The sequence below is a fragment of the Sphingobacterium anhuiense genome (assembly GCF_042686355.1).
In the GTDB taxonomy this organism is placed as follows: domain Bacteria; phylum Bacteroidota; class Bacteroidia; order Sphingobacteriales; family Sphingobacteriaceae; genus Sphingobacterium; species Sphingobacterium anhuiense.
In genome coordinates, this window is the sequence record NZ_JBHUPE010000006.1 from 250,684 (window position 1) to 271,727 (window position 21,044).

Genomic DNA, 21,044 nt, shown 5'->3' on the forward strand with positions numbered 1-21,044 from the left:
GTAAGCAATATGAAAAAAATCACTCATCTAGACAGCGTTTATGCATTCAACGTTTTCAATCAGTTTGAAGTACGCCATCCATTGGTCAATATCGTTGACTGGTCAAAAGCAATCGTACGTCCAGATTGTAATGTCCATCTTGAACTATATTGTATTGCATTATCTATACTTGATAATCAAGAAGGTAAGCTTTCTTTTATTGCTCCTGGCCAGACTATCGGGGTCGAAGATACGGCGGGTAGGGTTCCTAGAAAGGGACATGCCCTAGTTTTTCATCCGGATCTGATTGCAGGAACAACACTTGCTGACCATTTAAATATTTATCATTTTTTCCAAAACAACAGCCATCAAGTATTGCAACTAAGTCAATATGAATGCAAGGTCGTATCTGACTGTTTTGCTAAAATCGAATATGAACTAAGTCAGGCTATAGACAAACACAGTAAAAAACTATTAGCCTCTAATGTTGAGTTGTTTTTAAATTATTGTGAAAGATTTTATGATCGTCAATTTACCACTCCAAATCATAATAATAGAGGTATGGTAAAAGATTTTAAACAACTATTAAATCATTATTTCAAGTGTGATAATTTAATCGAAAATGGTATTCCTTCGGTTGCGTACTTTGCCGATAAATTGAACATTTCTGCCAATTATTTTGGAGACTTAATCAAGAAAGAAGCTGGCAAATCAGCACAGGAATATATCAAGGATAAGATCATTGATGAAGCTAAAAATAAAATTTACAACCGAAGTAAATCAATCAATGAAATTGCATATGAATTAGGATTTAAATATCCTCAACATTTTTCAAGGTTTTTCAAGAAGAATGTAGGCCTTAGTCCAAACGAATATCGGCTCTCGGCTTTAACATAAAAAAGCTGTCTTCCTTATAAAAGAAGACAGCTTTCTAATAAAATAATCTTGATCCTGATTAGTGAAGATGTTTACTAAAGAATCCCATCATCGCTTTATAAAACTCGATCTGATTTTCTTCTTTACCAAAACCATGTCCTTCATCATATTTAACCATATAGGGTACATCAACACCCTTATCCCGCAAAGCTTTTACAATCTGATCAGCTTCAGCAATTTTAACGCGTGGGTCATTTGCTCCTTGTACGACAAATAAAGGTGATTTGATTGCATCAATATGAAAAATTGGTGATACTTCTTTCGCGATTGCAGCTTCATCTTCATTATCCAGATCATACCATATTTCATATAACATTTCTTTATAAGGTTTCCAATATTCAGGAATCGAACTCATAAGTGTAAAAATATTAGAAACACCAACATAATCTACTCCCGCTTTATACAGATCAGGTGTCTTTTCTAAACCTCTTAGTACAGCGTATCCACCATGACTAGCTCCATAGATCGCGACATTACTTTTATCAACCCAACCTTGCTCAATAGCATACTGTACACCATCTTCGACATCATCCATCGCTTTACGACCTATTTGTTTAAAACCGGCACGAAGGAATTCTTTTCCATATCCACCAGATATACGGAAATTCACTTGAAGGGTTGCATATCCTCGGCTTGCGAACAATTGTGTTTCGGGATTAAAGCCCCAGCTATCGCGTATTCCCTGAGGACCACCATGTGGGTTTACGATCAAAGGAACTTTTTTACCATCAAGAGCTACTTTAGGCAATGTGATATATCCATGAATAGTCATTCCATCACGGGATTTAAAAGTAATTGGACGCATCACTGCCATATCCTCTTCTTTCAATTGTGGCATCAAATCCACTAATAGAGTCGCTTTACCACTTTTGGTATCATAATGATAATAACGACCATAAAGTTTGTCGCTTTGAACAACAACTAACAATTGATCTTCATTGTCTGTTTTACCAGCAATCGAGAACTCATAACCTTTAAATTGGCTTTCCAGATTTTTATAAATTTTCTTAAAAGTCTCGCTGACCGGTTTTATAATTATCTTTTCTCCTTCATATCCCACAAAGTCAATTTCCCAATTGCGCTTTCTTGAAAGCGAAATTAGATTCGCATCATATTCTTCATTGGCGTAGATTTCTCTTAATATCTTTTTATTTTTAAGATCGTACAAAACAATTCTAGATTTGTCGGAATCCAAATTAGTTAAGACATAAGCTTCATCGGAATTCTTTGAAGCATAGTTAAACGATACAACACTAAATGTTTCATCCCACTTAGTTGTATGGAAAAGTTCAAAATTTGTGGCACCTTGAGGCTTATAAAAAAATTGACTATTTATACCATTCTGCATCTTTGCATATCCACGAAGGTTACCATCCTTATCAAATTCATAACCAACTATTGCATTTGCAGGATCTTCATTCGTAAATAGTTTTTCCATTACCCCAGTTTGAATATTAACTTTATAAGGTTCGAATACCTGTTTATTATCTTTATTCATCTGGATAATAATAAAATCCTTTTGTTCCTTCAACATATTCAAAATCGATGCTTGAATATTTTCAAAAGGTGTCAAGTCAATATTATTAGTTCCATCTATATTTATTGCATAAAGATGGTAATTCTCGTTACCACCCTGATCCATGACGTACACTAAACGATCATCATTAATCCAACCCATACCGCGGATAAGCTCATTTTTTTCTTCAATAGCCCGAATAACTTTACCAGTAGCGACTTCTTTTACCATTACATGGCGTTTATTCTTATCATCCTTCTCGCGATATGAGATATATTTACCATTTGGAGATAACTGAAAACCGGATAGCTTTGGTTTCGCAAAATAATCTTCAACCTGATATTTAAAATTACCTTTGTCCAATGCAATAAGTGTTGCTAACTGTTCTTTGGTAGATACCAATGTAGTATCGCCAGGCTTAGTGATTACTTTATTTTCCAAAATTAAAGGTAGCTTGGCATCACCTTGTGTATATGTACCTGTGATTTTTCCATTTTCCAATTTACCACTATACTTAATTCCTGCTTGCTCAATACTCAAAACAAGTTGCTTGTTTTCGAAAGTGACAACAGACAGGGGAATTCCAACAGCCCCCTGAAGTGGAACATCCATAGTACCCTGAACTTTACCGTCGGTCTCGGTTAAGTGAAAAATAATGGCAATTGCAGTACCTTGGTAATCCAATGTACCGGTCCAATCGCCTTTGATCTGTGCTTGCGTATTTGACATACCCAAAATTACAAATACAATTGCATAAAGAATCTGCTTCATAATTAATAAAGTTATTTTTGCATTAGTCGCATCTTTATCAATTTTGTTACACTTTTTTTATGGCAGAATCAATAATACTAAAACATCCTATCATCTAATGAAAAATACACAGCACGTATGAGCTCTGGCCAGTACCTCTCCAATCGCCCTTCTCGAATCTGCTGTTCCATCTTACATACTCTTTCCGACACAACATTGCTTAAAATTGTTGTGTTCTCTCCTAACTTTTCTGTGGCTATGCAAATACCATTTCGCTTTCTTCTCAAAAAGTAAATACAAATACCGGATTACTTAGCACAACTCTCTAAAGTACCATTTTAGCTTTTTGATATTTAATCAAACCAGCATACTATATAGCAACTTCGAATACAGTTTGGTAGGTTCCTCAGCTAAATGATCGCGATCTATCACTTTCTATAAAATTTTATCGATATTCGTGTAAGTCGGTGCAAACATTGCCTCTTACCACTTGTTTTAATAAAAATTCGACATGCAACAAGGAATCGTCACACTAAAAAACGTTAAAAAAATTTACAAGACAGGCGATTCTGTTATAACTGCATTAGATTCTACCAATGTTAGTTTTGAGACAAATAAATTGACTTTAATAATGGGGCCTTCGGGTAGTGGAAAGACAACACTATTATCAATTTTAGGCTTTGTGATCTATCCTACCGCTGGTGATGTTTTTTATAAAGAAACACATGTTAACAACTTAAAGGAATCCTATTTGGCACAATTACGGTTACATGAAATCGGCTTTGTATTTCAACAGTTTAATCTTATAGAACCATTAAATGCTTTAGAAAATGTAATGCAACCACTCATTTTGCAAGGCATTACAAAAAAGGAAGCTATCGTCCTTGCAAGCAGAGCTTTGGAAGAAGTAGGATTATCAACTAAAATGAAGACACTTCCAAAAAGACTAAGTGGGGGACAAAAACAACGGGTAGCAATTGCGCGTGCTTTGGTGACTAATCCTGCAATGATCCTATGTGACGAACCAACCGCATCGCTTGATGCTAAAAGTGCCACAAGCATTATGCAAGAACTAAAAACACTAGCTTCCAAAAACAAGGCAGTCATTATTGTTACCCATGATTTACGTCTGCGCAAATATGCAGACAAAGTAATATATGTAGAAGAAGGAAAAGTTTCAGATGTGATTAATAATGAACAAGATTACAAATAGAATCGCGATAACTATAGCTATTGTAATGATGACAATGGCCTGCACTTCGGATAAGAAGCCGAAAACATCACATACTAATAAACAAATCTTACAAGATATAACCGAAATAAAAGCGATTGGTAAGATAATTCCTTCAGAAGATTGGGCCATTATTGCTAGCACAACCGCTGCAATTATTAAACAGGTACTGATTAAAGAGGGAGATACAGTTCAGGCAGGAGAGCTTCTTGTTCTACTTGATAAAGGCAATATTACATTAGATATCGAGCAAGAGCAAACAAAGTTAAATGCGGCAGTCACCGAAAACAGAACTACAGTTGAGGATATTGAAAAAGCAAACTTAAATCTAAAAGAATTGCAAGCTAAATATGAAACTTCTAAACGTCTGTTTGCCCAAAATGCAGAGTCAAAAGAGGTAATGGAAACGGATCTTACCAGTTGGCGACAACAAGAATTAACGTTAAAAGGTCTTCAAGAAAAACGCAGAGCGCAGCAGATAAAAGAACATGAACAATATTTACAGATTCAAAAAATACAAAATCAGGAGAATGATTTCAACATAAAGGCACGTAAATCAGGAATTATTATGGATCTAACTGCCAAAGTTGGGCAAAGTGTCGGCAATGCAAATGAGCTTGGAAAAATAGTGAATGTTTCAAACCCAATTATTGAAGCCGAAGTCGATGAATTATTTGCACAGGATGTTAAAATTGGTCAATCGGTATCTATCCTGCCGGTAGGCAGAAAAGATAATCCTACTACGGGACAGATCTTCTACATAAGCCCCATCTTATCGAACAAATCGATTCTATATGAAACCGCAAATGAAGGGGAAGACCGCCGTGTTCGAAAAATAAAAATACAGGTAAATAACAATAATCAACTACCTATCAATGCTAAGGTAGACTGTACAATAAAGATGAAATAGCATGTTAGCATTAGCTTTTAAATTCATCAAATATGATCGCGCAAAAAGTGTAGGAATCATTACGGCAATTGTCATCAGTATCTTTCTAATCGGACAACAGCTCGGGCTCCTTTTTTTTCTGATGGGGCTAATGGGAAATCTAGTGGGCAATTCTCCTGTTCAAGAAAATGATCTATGGATTATTGAAGCACAGAGTAACAATATAAATGCTGTAAATAGTATCGATAAGCGACTGGTCCAGCAAATAGGGAGCTTAAACGATATTGAGCATACCTATCCTGTAATATTAGCTCCAGCAAGAGCAACTTTTTTAGATGGAAAAACGGCTTCAGTAACGCTAATTGGTGCCGATGCTCCAGACTTTATTATGGGCCCTACGACCGAAAGGATAAAGGAAGGGAATTTATCTTCATTAACAACTCCAAGTACAGTATCGGCCGAGTTTTTCAGTTCAAAAACATGGAATACAAATTTATTTGTCGAAAAAGCCATAGAAATCAATGGTCAAAGTGCCAAAATTAGTGTAATAACAAAGCAAGCACAAGCATTCGGAGCAAGTTTAATGTATACCTCTATGGAAAATGCCATATTTCTGGGAAATGTATCTCCTTTTAAAGTCAACATAATTATTGCAAGATTAAAGCCCGGAACAGATAAGGAAAAGGTACGCAACGATATTCAGCAATTATTTCCACAGCTCCGTGCTTGGGATGCCAAGAAATTGCAACAGTCTACAATCAAAGAAATCTTGATTACCTCCAATATGGGAATGAGCTTTGGAACTCTTGTCCTTTTCGCTATGATTAGTGGCTTTTTCATTATCGGACTTACCTTATATTCATCTGCTTTAGATAGAATTAAAGATTATGGGACGCTAAAAGCGATCGGAGCAAAAAAAAGCTATGTGAATAAACTTATTATTGCTCAAGCATTTTTATATGCTGTCATTGGCTATCTTATTGCCATGTTTTTATTGGCAGGATTTAAATTCGGTGTTGCCGGTGCTGGATTAGTAATTGATATTTCCCCACTTTTTGCCTTGTTTCTACTATTCATTACATTGCTTATTTCAATTGGCGGTTCATTATTTGCAGTTAGAAAAATATCCAAACTAGAACCGGCATCTGTTTTTTAACATGAAGAAGATCCTATTTACTATACTAACAATTTTTCCAATATTCGTTCAAGCACAAAAATTGAGCATTGCACAACTATGGAAAGATATTGATAAAAACCTCATATACCAACAAGATCTTTTAAAAAGAGGAATTAAAATACAGGAATTAAAAGAATTAAGAAATACTCGTATTCCGGTATTTTACATAGATGCTAACCTGCAACGGAATCTTATTATCCCGACCACGCCAGTCCCGGCAATTGCATTTGATCCGAATGCATTGGAAGGTGCTATACTTCCTTTAAAATTTGCCACAAAATGGTCTTCCAAAGCGGGAATACAGATGGAATGGAATTTATTTGATCCAAAACGACAGCTCGATGAGAAACAAAAATCATTTGAAATACAAAAAGAAGATATCAACAAAGAGCAACATATACAAGAGTGGAAAAAAGATGCTACACTAGCTTATGCTTCTGTTGTACTTGCAACACAACAGTATGAGCTCGCATTACAGGATTCTGCTTCTTATAATGAAATTTTGAAAATTAGCAAAGCTCGTTATGAAGCTGGACGTCTCCCATCTAGTCAGTATTTAAATGCGCAACAAGAATATGAACAGCATCTGATCGGACTATACGATGCTTGGTCGGTTCTAGAAGATGCTGACTTAGAGTTAAGAAAGTATACCGATCTCGGTCAAACACAATCCTTAAATTCAAATATCGAGGAAATCCATTCTTTCATCAAAAATTTGCAACAGGAAAATTATACCATTAAATCATTAGAATTAGATCAACAGATCAACAAATTACAGATGCAAGGTATCAAAAAACAGCTGTTGCCGACCCTATCAACAAACGCCTACCTAGGGAAACAGTATTTTAGTAATGAATTCCGCTTGGATAGAGGCCATTCGTGGTATGGAAATAGTTACATCAATCTAGTGCTTCGCATACCATTATCCGCTTATTTTACCGCACAGCCAAACTTGAAAAAAGAAATATTAAATTCTGGTGTATTGGAATTACAATTACAACAGGAACAGCAAATCGACCAGATCAATACGCAACAGCAGATTGTTAAAATTAAGACTGCACAACAAAAACTCTTCCGCTTTCATAATATTGAACAATTGGCAGTACAAGAAAAAAAAGAACAAGAATCACGATATCGAGAAGGACGCTCCATGTTATCAGATTACAATCAATCAATTCTCTCCTATCATAAAGCCAAAAAGAATGTATGGCAAGCGGAATTTGATCTGATCAAATTACTCTTAGATAAAATAGGAGTTAATCAATCAAATTGATTGAAAAGCATATTGATTATAACCTTGAGAATTGTTGTTTACTTATGCTAAGATAGGAAAACGTTCATTAAATCACAGAAAACTCATATTAAAGAAAACTAAATTAAATCCTATTCAATTCTCTTTACACAGCTCCCTCTAGGCGCATCATTTTCAAAAAGTACCATTTCTGAATGCAGAAATTTCGCAGCATCTGCAGAATCCTTCACTTTGACAGCACTCCGTGTTATCATTTCTGACTCATACTCCTTCAACACGGATTCCCTTATTCCAGTTTTTTTCCAATGAGATGATCCACATCCTTTTGAAATACCCCGCGCTAATGCCAATGCGTCCAGTAAGGCTTGATTTGCACCTTGTCCTTTAAAGGGACTCATAGGATGGGCCGCATCTCCGATTAATGTTACCTGCTTCCCATTATCCATAAGCCCCGCTTCAAGTAACGCTCGATCATACACAGGATAACCTGAAATAAGATCAACCTCGGTAGCAGCTAGAATCTGAGGAATAGGATCGTGCCATGGCGTCCTGCGGCATGCCTCCTCTTTAAGGACCTGCGGTCCCTGTAAACTTAAAGCTTTTGCTTCATTTTCAGAGATAGGAAAACTAAGTTGCCACATAACAGAATCTGAAGTATAGGGCATGATATAAATACGATCATTTCCATTAGCAGTTTGAAAAACCGTCGCACCGTCCAATAAAGTGCTTGTGATATTATTGAGCGCACTCAAAGAACAAATACCCAATATCACCATACAATCAAGATAACGTAAAGGATTCACATCATCACCAAGCAATAACTTGCGAACAGAACTTCGAATACCATCTGCACCAACTACTAAATCGGCTTTCGAAGTTATGATTTCACCGTTCACTTGGAAATCTAAGACAGCCCTCCCGTTCTCATCTTGCTTAAAATTCACCAATTGATGTGCCCACTTAATTCTATCATTTCCACCAAGCTGCTGTAAAAGTGCCTGTCGTAGTGATTGACGGGCTATATGTACATTCGAACGTTTCGCAACCATCTCTACATCCGAAGACAACCATTTCCTCATCCCCCACTCACCTATCACTTCACCTGCAGTTGTATGAACCACATGCTTTGTGGACACCACACCTTCGTCCAAAGTTAAAATACCTAATGAAGAAATAGCTTTACTTGCCTGTTGCAAAGTAAGTCCATAACCCTGAGACCTAGTGCTAAAGTCACGATCGCGTTCATAAAGCGTAAAAGGAATACCACGGTGCATACACGCCACCGCTAGCGCAATACCACCAATACCCGCACCAATAATAGCAACATGCGGATAATGCTCTTCGTCAGGTATAACTGGTTCGTTAGACAGAATCAAGCCCGAACCATTACAGTGCAAACAAGTATATTGATGACCTTTAGGGCGAACAGGTACATTGCCCTCACCTTTCATTGTTTCGAATTGATCGCATGCAAGCTGGTAATTTAACCGTACTTTCTTACTAAGCTTACGGCTTTTTTTTCCGCGCCCCAAGCATTCCCGGCACATCACCCAATAAGTTCCTTTATTTTCTACTTCCTTCACTTCAACTTTACTTTAACATATTCAGATAAATTAGCAATTTACGAGTACAGTAAAGCTAAGTGACCTACGTCTATGATACTAATAAATAGCATAAAAACATTACTTTATCAATAGATTGCAACAAAGTAATGATACAAATTTACGACAAATAATAGGTTTTGCCATTGCAAAAAATAACCCGAATAATATTTTATTTATAAGACGACATTGGGCCACTCAGACGCAAAAACATTGAATTCACATCAAGAATGAAGAGGAGCTCAATAAAGATATGTATATTAGATTTACTAAACCTTTTTCAACATGCCATACCAGCAATCACTTTTAAATATAAAATCGATTTTCATAATCTTATTTTTAAGTTTAATAGCCATACCTTCTTCAGCACAAAACATACATCGCTTTACAGAAGGGCTTAGCATAGAAGCCTCCTTTACCTATGGAAGGGAAGCCATATATACAGACGAACTACTCTGGTATTTTTACCAGCATAAATTATCCACCCCTGCGGCAGGAACAACTTTAGATGACAAAGATGATAAAGCTGTATGGACTACTGTAAAAGCCGATACTAGTGGCTTCTTTAGACGTCAACAAAATACAGCGACCAACCTACAGCAACCCAATAATCCACCAGGACCAGGACGTATTGCACAGCAAAGTCAAAACACAACATCTGCCGCATCAACATATAGAGGGCCGCGCCCGAGCTATCTTTATCTTACTTACCATTCAAATAAAGAACAGGCCGCTCTACTCAATATCAGAGGGAATAGCGCAGTTCTTATTAATGGTGAAATGCATACTGGCGACCCCTATCGTATGGGTTGGCTATATATTCCCGTCCAGTTGAAGAAAGGCTTAAACGAATTTTATGTAAGAGGTTCTTTCATAGCTGCGACACTCAGTTTTCCAAAAAACAAAATACAGATAGCAACCGAAGACCTGACACTTCCAGATATCGTACAGGGTAAACAAAATCAGAATCTCCTTATCGGCCTAGTTCTGATTAATACAAGTAATAAAAATATTCATAATATAAAAATTCAGAGCAATACTGGAGGGAGAAAAGTAATTTCAACAGCACCTGTTCTTATGGCCAATAGTACACGGAAAATTATCGTTCCTGTTGATGCATCTGAAATAAATAGTTTAGGTGAAGTACAAACTGATATCGCTATCTGGGATAAAGAGAAGTTGATCGAGACGAAAAAAATACCGCTGAGAAGTGTATCGGGAAATACTCCCTATCGAATCACATTCATCAGCAAAATAGATAATAGTTTACAATATTATGCCGTAAATCAAGCCTTAGGAGGAGAAAAAGCAGGAGATGCACTTTTCTTTTCAGTACATGGTGCCGGTGTAGAAGCCTTAGGGCAAGCACAGGCTTATCAAGCAAAGGATTGGGGAACACTTGTCGCACCGACCAATCGTCGCCCCCGCGGGTTCAACTGGGAGGATTGGGGCAGAATGGACGCTTTAGAAGTACTCGACCTTGCCCAGGAAACGTTAAAGCCAGACAGCCAAAAAATTTACTTAACTGGTCATTCCATGGGCGGGCACGGCACCTGGTTCCTGGGTGCTACTTATCCAGAAAAATGGGCAGCAATAGCACCTTGTGCAGGATATCCAACTTTAAAAGGCTACGGATCTGCTGATGGGCTGATACCAGAAAAAGGTCGAAATATGTATGAAGACATATTATTAAAGTCAGGAAATCAAAGTGATGTAATTGCATATGCAAGCAACTACAAACCTTTAGGAATATATGTGCTCCATGGTGATGCTGATCGAACAGTATCTGTTGAATATGCACGTCAAATGCGTAAATTACTCGGAACTTTTCATCCGGATTTTAGCTATTACGAATATCCAGGTGGATCACATTGGTACAGTAATGAAAGTGTCGACTGGAAACCTTTATTTGATTACTTTAAAATACATCAAAGAAAAACAACAAACGAAGTCGATCATATTGATTTCAAAACAGCCAATCCTGGTATCTCAGCGACATACTACTGGAGTACGATCTATCAACAGATTAAGCCACTTGATTATTCACAAATTGTACTTACAAGAAATCTGGAGAAAAGAACCCTAATCGGTAAAACAGATAATGTACAGATATTGAAATTAAATTTGGAAGGTTTTCAGAAAAATGAACCCATCACGATTGATATCGACAGCTCCAATACAATTACCTATCAATGGAATACAATTGAACAATCTGTAGTGTACCTCAAAAGAGAAACCCAAGGTTGGTTAGTTGTTGAAAGACCAAAGCTAGATCAAAAAGGCCCTCATCGGAACGGTTCTTTTAAAGAGGCCTTTAATCACAGTATGGTATATGTTTATGGTACAACCGGAACTAAAGAAGAAAATAAATGGGCTTTAGAAAAAGTACTCCATGATGCTGAAGCATGGTATTACAGAGGTAATGGAACATTTGATGTGATAGCTGACCGCGACTTTGATGCAGAAAAATACATTGATCGCAATATTATATTAATTGGTAATGCAAAAACAAATAGTGCTTGGAACAAACTGCTTAGTGACTGCCCAATTACGGTAACGTCTGAACAAATTAAAATAGATAAACAAACTTATAAAGGCAATGATTTAGGCGGTTACTTTTACTGGAAAAAACCAGGAACCGAAACCAGAGGTGTTGGCGTGATTACAGGAACTGGACTTAAAGGAATGCAGGCCACAGGAGCAAATCAATATTTTGCAGGAGCTAGTGGTTTTCCAGATTATATGTTCTTCAATTTAGATATGTTAAAAAATGGTCCAGAGAATATAATAGATGCAGGATTTTACTCGAATGAATGGAAGATAGAAGCAAAATAAAAAAAATAAGGCAAATAGAATCAGAAAATTAAATTGTAAAGTGATCTAACTTTAAAAAATATTAAACAACAAAATAACTACCTCATTAGCAAAATGATGACTTTTTCAACATTTAAATTAGAGAAGATTGGCAAACTATTTGTTATAACAGCGAAAGTTTTCCTTTTGAAAACTTAAACTAATATTTTTTATAATTATCATGAAAAAAGTAATTCTACCTTTTCTTACTCTTTTTACTTTATTATTTGCCGCTCATCAGAAGGCAAATGCACAAACACCTTATCGTACGGCCATTGGTTTAGGGATAGATTTAGGTGATGGCGAAACTTTATTTGGTCCACAAATAAAACATAACTTTGGCGGAAATGACGCTGTAAATGCACAGGTATTATTTGGGGATAATATCACAGTGCTAGGCGTTGACTATTCCTATAACAAAAGAATTCCAGGAGCTCGTGGTCTTTCCTGGTATATTGGTGTTGGTCCGCAAGTATCGTTTATCGATTATGATAAAGGGTACAAAAAGTATCATTGGAAAGATGGTGATGATACGCATGTAGATTTTGCAATAAGACCAGCGCTCGGTTTAGAATTTAGAATTCCTTCCGCTCCATTGGCGATGCATTTTGATTGGAAACCTTGGTGGAATATTTCTCATGATGTTAACTTTGATCCATCAAGTTTCTCATTGGGATTCAAATTCGTTTTAAAATAAACGAAATTATAGCTAACAAAAAAGGAACTCCTGCACAACATAAAGTTTGCAGGAGTTTTTTTTATCATAAAACCTCAGTTACCCTAACCGATAAAAATTCATCTTCCAATCTGAAATAATAAACGGGAGCTACTGCTATTTTGATCTTCTCCTCTGTCATCTAACCTAAACAAACGTTAATATTTACAACCATGAAATAACCTTAAACATACATATAGTTAAGTTTCCGGATAAGAAGAATTGATTGTTTTTAGTAAACGATAAATATTACTATCTTTATTAATAACTGAGTACCAATAGTTTTTAAATTTTTGTGTTTTATAAAAGGATAAAACTTTATAGAAATGCTGATCTATTCAAAACCATACTCAATTTAAACCACAATCAAAATTTTAATAATGACTATTCATAGAAACATAAAATTGACAGTAGCTATATTGACTATAATATTTTCATCACCTGTATTCGGACAAACTCCTTCAACATTCTATGATCAAGCTAAAATAGAGGTATTTCACCCCGATTTTAAAAAAATAATTGACCCTCTTATAAAAATTGAGTTACTAGCAGAAGGTTTCCAGTGGACAGAGGGACCGGTATGGGTTCAAAAAGGTAACTATCTCTTGTTTAGCGACACAAGGCTAAACACCATATATAAGTGGTCTTCAAAAAATGGAGTAGAGAAATTTATACAACCTGCAGGATACCAAGGAACTGAGATCTACAGTGAAGAACCAGGTACTAATGGGCTCGTGATCAACAAAGAAGGATATCTCGTTGCATGTGATCATGGGAATAGACAAATTGTTCAGATCGATCTCAATAAACGAAAATTTACACCATTAAGTACACACTGGAAACAGCTCAGATTTAATTCCCCTAATGATATCTGTCAACATGATCATGGAGATTACTTTTTCACTGACCCTCCTTACGGACTCCCTAACCGGGAAGTGGATACTATAAATAGAGAGATCATGAGTAATGGTGTATATCGACTAGATTCCTTTGGAAACGCGATCCAAATAATCTCTAATTTAACAAGACCTAATGGTATAGCACTTTCAACAAAACAAGATAAACTGTATGTCTCCATTAGTGATCACAAGCACCCATTTATTATGGAATATTCTTTAAATAATAAATTGGAAGTGGGAAAACCAGAGGTTTTTGTTGATTTCAAATTAAAGTTTCCATCAGAACCAATGGCTGCCGATGGTATTAAAGTACATCCTGACGGATATGTTTTTGCCGCTGCTGGAAGCGGAATTATCATACTGAACGATAAAGGAGATGTAATAGGTAGAATTAAACTCGGAATTGCAACGGCAAACTGTAATTTCGGTGGAGATGGATATCTATATATAACTGCCTCTGATAAACTCTTACGCGTTCCCCTTCTGAAATTATAATATCCAAATTTCAGAACATTCGATTTACGTATCACATAAATCTTGATTTCCAGCACTTGCTATCCCCTTTAGCAATGATGTTTTTGTTTCAGCTGACAACCAAAAGAATACAAAAAAATGTTGTTATAGCAGAATCGCTCGTAAAAATTAAATTTTTACCTGCTTATAATAAAAATGCTACAACGCAAATTCCATAAAAATAGAATCACATCCTAATTATGTAAAGTTATTTTAATTTTCCTATTGCAGGGTTAATTAATTATGATTAAAATTGATAAATAATAAATAAGAAATAAAATAAAAAATGAATTTAATTCCCTAATAAAATAAAATTAGTTTTAAAAAATACCATTCAAATCTAAACTCATTAATTTTTATTAAATATATTTTTATCAAAAACCTAAACACCGTAAGATTCTTATGACTAGATTTACACAAAAAATGATGTTAATTCTGTTGATTTTCACAAGTCAACTTGTTATTAACTGTTCTTCAGACAATGATCCAATTAATGAAGAAATTGAAAACCCAACCGGATGGATGGATGATCTGGAAAGATCACTTGGTACAGGTACTAAGGCCAAATTAAATAATTGGGTAGAAAAAGGATTAGATAATACGAATCTAAAAGAAGCTTTCTCTAAAACGAGTGATAAAGCTGGTTTAATGACTAAACTTGAAACTGCAATCAGCATTTATCACCAAAGAGTTCATATAGAAGATTGGAACAATATTCCAGGAATCGCAAAATCTGATTATAAATCAAATGGTTTATTGGCAGGTATTAAACATCCGGATTGGAATGATCCTGCTTTAGATCTACCAGCTATTGAGGCCGCCAACTTTGTTGACGCAACAGCAACGATTCTACCTTCTGGAACAAAAATTTACCGGGTAACTGGAGGTAATCCTGCTGGAGGATACTGGACAAAGGAAAAACCAAAATCTGTTGGAGCTGTTATTGGTGGTACTGCCGTTCAGCCCGCTTGGAACGATTTTAGTAAATGCTACGAATATGAAGTTCCACAAAAGCAGACTTTAAAAGTTTGGCAGGGAATTACCGCAAAACAACCTATTGCAACAGGTGTAATTAATCCACACCTACCTGGAGGAGAACTGCAGTTATTCATCCCTCCAGCAGTTAGAGACGATACTTTTAAAAAATTAGTAATACAAATTCCATTATCATGGTAAGTTCAGAGAAAATAAAAAATGATTATCTAAAGTTATTGCAACTAATAGAAAAAGAAGCCGCAAATGAAACCACTATTCAAGCATATCTAAACTATCTCAATAACTACAAAGACAGATTCATAAACGAAGATAACATTAAGCACGGTCAGGAATTGAGAGAATTCTTGAAAGGGGCAAATAGATTCTCAGATGAATTTTCATTTTCTAATCAAAATATTTCTCAAATACGGACATTAATCAATAGTATTTATGAGTCACTAAACAACTCATAATAGATCAGACCATAAAAGACTGCTATCTTTTTATGCAGATAGCAGTCTTTTATGTAGAAATAGACATTTTATTCACAATAGCTTCTTGCTTAAAAGGGATAAAAATTACACTTCGATTCATTGGTTCTTATTCAAATTTTGCATAATTTTTTCTACAATTGCTTTTGCATCATCACTTACTCCAAAAACAAGTCCTGATTTTTTCTTCCGTAACCAGGGAAAGCCTATGCAATAAAAACCCTCCGTCATCATTTCACCATCTTCATGCTCAGGTTTCCCCATACCATCAACTAAAGATGCATTTAGATAACTAAAGTCATATCCAAACCCTGTAGCCCAAATTATTGCAACTATATCAAAGTCTCTTAAACATAGTATACGTAAATCGGAAGCTGAAACATAGTTATTATCAGGACAATCTGCAAGATCCTCCTCTTCTTCCGAAATAAATGCAGAATGCTTTTCAAGGTAAGCATCTACTTGACTCTTAATAAAAACCGAGGTTTCATCTGCATAATGAATATTACTTTTAGCATTATCGTCAAAATATAGATTTTCATCATCTACGCCTTTTAAACCACCAAGAATTGTGACCCCTATACTATACAATGATTGATAACTTACCGTATGTCCTAACAAACCTAGACCTGAAACTTGAGGTTGCACAGCAAGTAAATGAGATTTTTCTTTTAACAACTTACTGGACATATCCATCATCCCCATCCGATCCATCCATTCCATGATATCTTTACCTTTATAGCGGCGTGGTGCTCTTGCGACTTTACTTCCAGCTAAATATACTTTTCTCTTTGCCAAAGCCAGTTCTTCAGCAATCTGACAACCTGATTGCCCACCTCCCACAACCAATATACTTCCACTAGGCATTTGTTTCACATTCTTATATTCGGAAGCGTGAAATTGTTTTACATGAGCAGGTACGTTTTTCCATAGCTTGGGCAATGAAATCTTATTCATAATGCCCGAAGCGATTACAACTGCTTTTGATAAAAATGTATAAAATACACCCGCCTGCTCTATATTTACAGCAAAACCTATGTCAGTTTTTTCAATTCCGATTACTTTATGGTTTTCTAATATAGGTAGGTTAAATGTTCGAACATACTTTTTCAAATACATTACAAATTCTTCTTTAGTCATAAAGTATTCCCTTTTATTAATCGGAATATCCATACCAGGAAGAGTGGTCATCCAGTTCGGTGTATTCATTTTGAATGAATCCCAGCGATGCTCTTTCCACGAATAACCAATAAAATGCTGCTCCAATACGATATGTTTTATTCTATGGTTTTTAAGATAATAGCTTATGGCCAGTCCAGCTTGCCCAGCTCCGACAACAATAACATCCTGTATTTTTTCTACTTTCATTTTTAAACTGTCTTAAAAAAAAATTCAACTTATGAAGGAATAAAGCAAATTGTATATCGAGTTCATTCCAAAACAATACATAAAAACTTATTTGCTTACCTTTGTACAAATATTATCATTACATATCGAGAGAAGATAACGCAATAGAGATTAAAACCTACGCAATGATGCAAAATCAGGAATTAACTATTATCCAACGCAATAGTCTAAAAAGCGAAAAGTTTTCTGCTTATTCGGAAAAGAAACATAATATAAAAACAAAATCAGGTGGTGCGTTTTTTTTTCACGAAACGACCTTTGATTCGTTACAATTTATCCAGTGCAATTATAAATTACTTAAAGAAGAGCAACTCCAGATTAATATTGAAAAAGAAGCTCTTGAAATGCACTTCAGATTAGATGGATCTAGTGGAGCTTATCGTTCCGGACAACCATTGAATCTTATAAAAGGAAGCAATACTATATCATATTTAGAAGATTATAGACAAGATATTGTGATGTCTCAAACTCAAACAGGGAGTTTTTTGGAAATTAGGATAGGCCAATCTCATTTTGAAAAATTATTAAGTGATTTTGCTTCTGACACATCAAATCTATTCTCAGGAACTGTGATGACCACTACTCCAGCAATGCGCAATACAATAGCACAGATTCAAATTAACCCTTACAATCAAAAGATGCGCGGGCTATATATGGAAGCAAAAATGACAGAACTTTTCCTCCTGCAATTACAAAAATCCAATAATCATCCCCACCAAAAATCTCTCTCTTTTGGAAAAATGGATAGAGATAAACTCTTTCATGCGAAACAACTAATCGAGCAGCACATGGACCAATTCCTAACCATCACACAACTGGCTCAACTTATTGGCATGAACAAACGGAAACTTATGCTAGGCTTTAAAGAGCTTTTTGGAATGACAGTATACAGCTACATCAAAGATCTGAAAATGGAAGAAGCAAAAAGGCTGTTGTTAGAAGAGGATAAATATGTAAATGAAGTGGCAGACCACATCGGTTATCAGAATCCCCAACATTTTATAACAGCATTTAAAAAGAAATTTGGCATTTCTCCAGGTACACTAAAACAGTAAAACTTCTAGCACTTAAGAAATTTATACCTTAGTAAAGTGAATAGAATAGTTCACTCATCTTGCTCAAAAATAATAAGAAAGCATTCTGTAATAAAAAATGGAAATTACAACTTTAGAAAATATTAGAATTGATTACATTACAGAAATTTTAAACCAATCATTTTCTGATTATATCGTTCCATTTCAACTTACTTCTCAGCAGTTGGAATATAAAATTTTCACCGAAAACATCCGGCTTGATTTATCTTTAGGAGTTTTTTATTCAGGTAAATTAGTTGGTTTTATGCTTCATGCCTTAAATCATACTGGTGAAAAATTGGTCGCTTATAATGCTGCTACTGGAGTCATTCCTGATTTTCGAGGACAAGGTTTGGTAGGTAAAATGTATAATTACTTAATCCCAAAACTAAAAGATCTTGATGTAGATCATATGGTACTGGAAGTTATTGTCGGTAACCAACGGGCAATACGCGCCTATGAGAAAATGAATTATCGGGTTAACAGAACGCTAGATTGTTTTAAAGGATCTTTTGAATCAGATAAGAAATCCAGTTTTTTATCTATTAAACAAGTAGAAAATTTTAAATGGGATGATTTTATATCTTTTTGGTCAATTAAACCATCTTGGCAAAATTCCATAACAACTTTAGAAAAAAGCAAAGATAAGATTACTATCCTCTGCGCGTATTTAGAAGACAAATTGGTCGGATATATAATCTATAATGCTCAGACAAAAAGAATACAACAAATTGCAGTTCCTACAATCCATAGACGGAAAGGCATAGCAACACAATTGATAAATGCGATGACACAATCAACCGGATCAAAAGAACTATATGCCTTTAATATCGACAATAGTTCTTCAGAAAGCACTGGATTTTTTAAAAGTTTAAGTCTTGAAAATAATGTGTCTCAACTTGAAATGATAAAAAATATATAAAAAGCTAGGAAACTAATGATTGGCGGTGTCGCTGCACATATTGTTTTTTGATAATATATAGTTTATAGTAATCATAAGAACCTATGATCAATAGCACAAAACATACTACATAAAATGTCTTATTGGTCAAAAAAGCAAATGATAAACCACTTAACAGCCCACCCGCAACATAAGCCATTACTATACTCAACAATAAATTAAATTTATCAACAAGTGCTTTATTGTGTCTGTTAGATTCCTTTGTAAACATAGAGATCAGAATAGCCAGATCTGTTGTAAGCCCCGTCAAATGAGTCGTTTTTACTACTGAGTTTGAAATACTGGCAGTCAATCCATTTTGTAGGCCCATAGCGAATAACAACGCCCCCACCAAGATTTCTGTTTCCTGTAAAGAATCTTTATAAAAAAAATCCAGATAAATGCCGACAAATAATATGCTTAATATTTCAAGAACTAAAGGTATAGAATGAGTAAGAAAAGCACTAAAACGCCCCTTTCCATGAATAATAATCATATTCGAAAGCATACTGCCAATTAAAAATAATAATATCCAGAATAAAACTACAGCCCCCTGATACCAGTTACCCTTAGCAATCTCTTGAGCAAAAATGGCATAATACCCCGTTACATTTGAGGTAAATGAAAAAAAAACGATGACCGATGCGACATTGACCATACCTGCTGAAAAAGCAGTCAAGGATCCCAATTTAATATTGTCTTGTATCGTGCGATGATTACTATATTTTCTTAGCATAATTTATTTTTTCTCCTTTCTCCAACACAATTCGTGCAATTCCCTTAGCCTGTAGATCTAAATTAAGATGTAGTATTAATCTGGTATCACTAAGTTCATGTATCACAAAACTTTCCACAAGTTTATCGTCTTTCCGTAACTCCAAAATATGACCTCTTCCCTTTAAAAACCAATTATATCTATTATCATGATGATGTGCAATATAACTGCGGCTTCCTTTTCTTTCAAAGTGCCACAAGCCGTCTTGAAGAGGCGGTAAATGTGCAATCAGAGTATTTTTAATTTCTTCATGAATCGTCGATTGCTTTTGAAAAGATGGCATATTATCCACTTTTTCAAAATACCATCCTTTTTCGACCCATTCTCCTTCCAACATACGCTCTGGACTTTCATAAAACATCACCATAGTTGTCGCTAAAAAAAGAAGCAAAGCAAGTAAGATAAAGTTGAATTTAACCAGCAGATTTATTTTAATAATTGACATCCCATTTTTTTTTAAAGAATAAATCAGATAAAACATTACACTCAAATTTCTCAGTACCAGGTTTCTGTATAATTCCGACTTGCCCCAGTTTACGCGCGTTCAACCGCAGTAAAACCTTTCCTACATCAAAAAAATGCTTAGTTCTTTTTTCAAATGCATAATTTGATGGCACTCTGATTTCATCAATCTTTGCGCCTAATAAATAATTATGTAAGTAATTTGAATTGTCGGTACCGATGATATCCGTATATATGACCAACTTCCGATCTTCATAGCGATTACAGATCATCTGGCAAGCTTTAATAAAATCTTCCGAATGAAGATCTGACAGTTGATCCTCCAATTTAATACCTAGCAATTCACTGATAGACGTACTACTGCGGTTGCCATATACCAATACGACCTCCACTTCTTTCGCCTTCGAATGTTCGAGACTTTGGATCACAAATAAAAGCGAATCTATTGTAAAATCACTAGGAATCAATATACGTTTCTTCATATCAAATTACTTTTGATACAAAGTTAAAACCGAGAGATTGCAATGGAATGAAGCTGAAATTAGCTTTCTATTAGAATTTCAAAGCTGAAATTAAAATGAGATTAAAACAAATGAAAAGATTAGAATAG

At 35.2% G+C, this 21,044-nt stretch carries 18 protein-coding genes; 12 read left to right on the plus strand and 6 right to left on the minus strand.

Annotated elements, in window-relative coordinates:
- Positions 1-9: 9 nt before the first annotated feature.
- Entirely contained in the window at positions 10-876 is an 867-nt protein-coding gene (locus tag ACFS6I_RS16265) for a helix-turn-helix domain-containing protein (RefSeq protein WP_380922152.1), read from the plus strand.
- A gap of 58 nt (positions 877-934) precedes the next feature.
- Here the strand turns inward: ACFS6I_RS16265 and ACFS6I_RS16270 are convergent, their stop codons facing one another.
- Positions 935-3,202: an alpha/beta hydrolase family protein gene (locus tag ACFS6I_RS16270; RefSeq protein ID WP_380922154.1), complete on the minus strand. Its 2,268-nt coding sequence runs from the start codon at positions 3,200-3,202 to the stop codon at positions 935-937.
- Positions 3,203-3,692: 490 nt separating this feature from the next.
- On the opposite strand from ACFS6I_RS16270, the gene ACFS6I_RS16275 reads away from it, so the two are divergent.
- From ACFS6I_RS16275 to ACFS6I_RS16290, 4 genes are read left to right on the plus strand one after another with little or no spacing between them, the layout of a single operon-like run.
- Positions 3,693-4,394, plus strand: a complete 702-nt coding sequence (locus ACFS6I_RS16275; RefSeq protein ID WP_380922156.1) for an ABC transporter ATP-binding protein — start codon at positions 3,693-3,695, stop codon at positions 4,392-4,394.
- Positions 4,375-5,322 carry an efflux RND transporter periplasmic adaptor subunit gene (locus ACFS6I_RS16280; RefSeq protein ID WP_380922158.1) on the plus strand — a complete coding sequence of 316 codons (948 nt, stop codon included), beginning with the start codon at positions 4,375-4,377 and terminating at the stop codon, positions 5,320-5,322. The genes ACFS6I_RS16275 and ACFS6I_RS16280 overlap by 20 nt, the downstream gene beginning before the upstream one ends.
- 1 nt (position 5,323) lies before the next feature.
- Positions 5,324-6,457, plus strand: a complete 1,134-nt coding sequence (locus tag ACFS6I_RS16285; protein ID WP_380922160.1) for an ABC transporter permease — start codon at positions 5,324-5,326, stop codon at positions 6,455-6,457.
- A 1-nt stretch (position 6,458) separates the two neighbouring features.
- A complete protein-coding gene (locus ACFS6I_RS16290; RefSeq protein ID WP_380922162.1) occupies positions 6,459-7,751 on the plus strand; it encodes a TolC family protein in 1,293 nt (430 codons plus the stop codon).
- A gap of 110 nt (positions 7,752-7,861) precedes the next feature.
- Here ACFS6I_RS16290 and ACFS6I_RS16295 read toward each other — a convergent pair whose 3' ends face one another.
- Positions 7,862-9,313 carry an FAD-dependent oxidoreductase gene (locus ACFS6I_RS16295; RefSeq protein ID WP_380922164.1) on the minus strand — a complete coding sequence of 484 codons (1,452 nt, stop codon included), beginning with the start codon at positions 9,311-9,313 and terminating at the stop codon, positions 7,862-7,864.
- 303 nt (positions 9,314-9,616) lie between these two features.
- Between ACFS6I_RS16295 and ACFS6I_RS16300 the strand changes: the two genes are divergently transcribed.
- From ACFS6I_RS16300 to ACFS6I_RS16320, 5 genes are all read left to right on the plus strand, one after another.
- The gene (locus tag ACFS6I_RS16300) at positions 9,617-12,166 is read left to right on the plus strand and encodes a carboxylesterase family protein (protein WP_380922166.1); all 2,550 of its coding nucleotides are present in this window, start codon (positions 9,617-9,619) and stop codon (positions 12,164-12,166) included.
- A 199-nt stretch (positions 12,167-12,365) separates the two neighbouring features.
- Positions 12,366-12,881, plus strand: a complete 516-nt coding sequence (locus tag ACFS6I_RS16305; protein WP_021189788.1) for a hypothetical protein — start codon at positions 12,366-12,368, stop codon at positions 12,879-12,881.
- A 398-nt stretch (positions 12,882-13,279) separates the two neighbouring features.
- Positions 13,280-14,293, plus strand: a complete 1,014-nt coding sequence (locus ACFS6I_RS16310) for an SMP-30/gluconolactonase/LRE family protein (RefSeq protein ID WP_380922168.1) — start codon at positions 13,280-13,282, stop codon at positions 14,291-14,293.
- 420 nt (positions 14,294-14,713) lie between these two features.
- Positions 14,714-15,487 carry a hypothetical protein gene (locus ACFS6I_RS16315; protein WP_380922170.1) on the plus strand — a complete coding sequence of 258 codons (774 nt, stop codon included), beginning with the start codon at positions 14,714-14,716 and terminating at the stop codon, positions 15,485-15,487.
- Positions 15,481-15,759, plus strand: a complete 279-nt coding sequence (locus ACFS6I_RS16320; protein WP_380922172.1) for a hypothetical protein — start codon at positions 15,481-15,483, stop codon at positions 15,757-15,759. Before ACFS6I_RS16315 ends, ACFS6I_RS16320 begins: the two co-directional genes overlap by 7 nt.
- Positions 15,760-15,876: 117 nt before the next feature.
- On the opposite strand, the gene ACFS6I_RS16325 is transcribed toward ACFS6I_RS16320, so the two are convergent.
- Entirely contained in the window at positions 15,877-17,145 is a 1,269-nt protein-coding gene (locus tag ACFS6I_RS16325; RefSeq protein WP_380922173.1) for an NAD(P)-binding domain-containing protein, read from the minus strand.
- Positions 17,146-17,309: 164 nt separating this feature from the next.
- Here ACFS6I_RS16325 and ACFS6I_RS16330 point away from each other — a divergent pair, with 164 nt between their 5' ends.
- Positions 17,310-18,239: a helix-turn-helix transcriptional regulator gene (locus ACFS6I_RS16330; protein ID WP_380922175.1), complete on the plus strand. Its 930-nt coding sequence runs from the start codon at positions 17,310-17,312 to the stop codon at positions 18,237-18,239.
- Between the two features lie 97 nt (positions 18,240-18,336).
- Complete coding sequence (locus ACFS6I_RS16335; protein WP_380922177.1) at positions 18,337-19,179, plus strand: GNAT family N-acetyltransferase; 843 nt, start codon at positions 18,337-18,339, stop codon at positions 19,177-19,179.
- A 4-nt stretch (positions 19,180-19,183) separates the two neighbouring features.
- Here ACFS6I_RS16335 and ACFS6I_RS16340 read toward each other — a convergent pair whose 3' ends face one another.
- Genes ACFS6I_RS16340 through ACFS6I_RS16350 form a run of 3 tightly spaced genes read right to left on the minus strand, consistent with a single transcriptional unit; the run spans position 19,184 to position 20,916 of the window.
- Complete coding sequence (locus tag ACFS6I_RS16340; protein WP_132771972.1) at positions 19,184-19,933, minus strand: YoaK family protein; 750 nt, start codon at positions 19,931-19,933, stop codon at positions 19,184-19,186.
- Positions 19,917-20,417: a hypothetical protein gene (locus tag ACFS6I_RS16345; RefSeq protein ID WP_380922180.1), complete on the minus strand. Its 501-nt coding sequence runs from the start codon at positions 20,415-20,417 to the stop codon at positions 19,917-19,919. The genes ACFS6I_RS16340 and ACFS6I_RS16345 overlap by 17 nt, the downstream gene beginning before the upstream one ends.
- Positions 20,404-20,916, minus strand: a complete 513-nt coding sequence (locus ACFS6I_RS16350; RefSeq protein WP_021189777.1) for a hypothetical protein — start codon at positions 20,914-20,916, stop codon at positions 20,404-20,406. Before ACFS6I_RS16350 ends, ACFS6I_RS16345 begins: the two co-directional genes overlap by 14 nt.
- Positions 20,917-21,044: the final 128 nt, after the last annotated feature.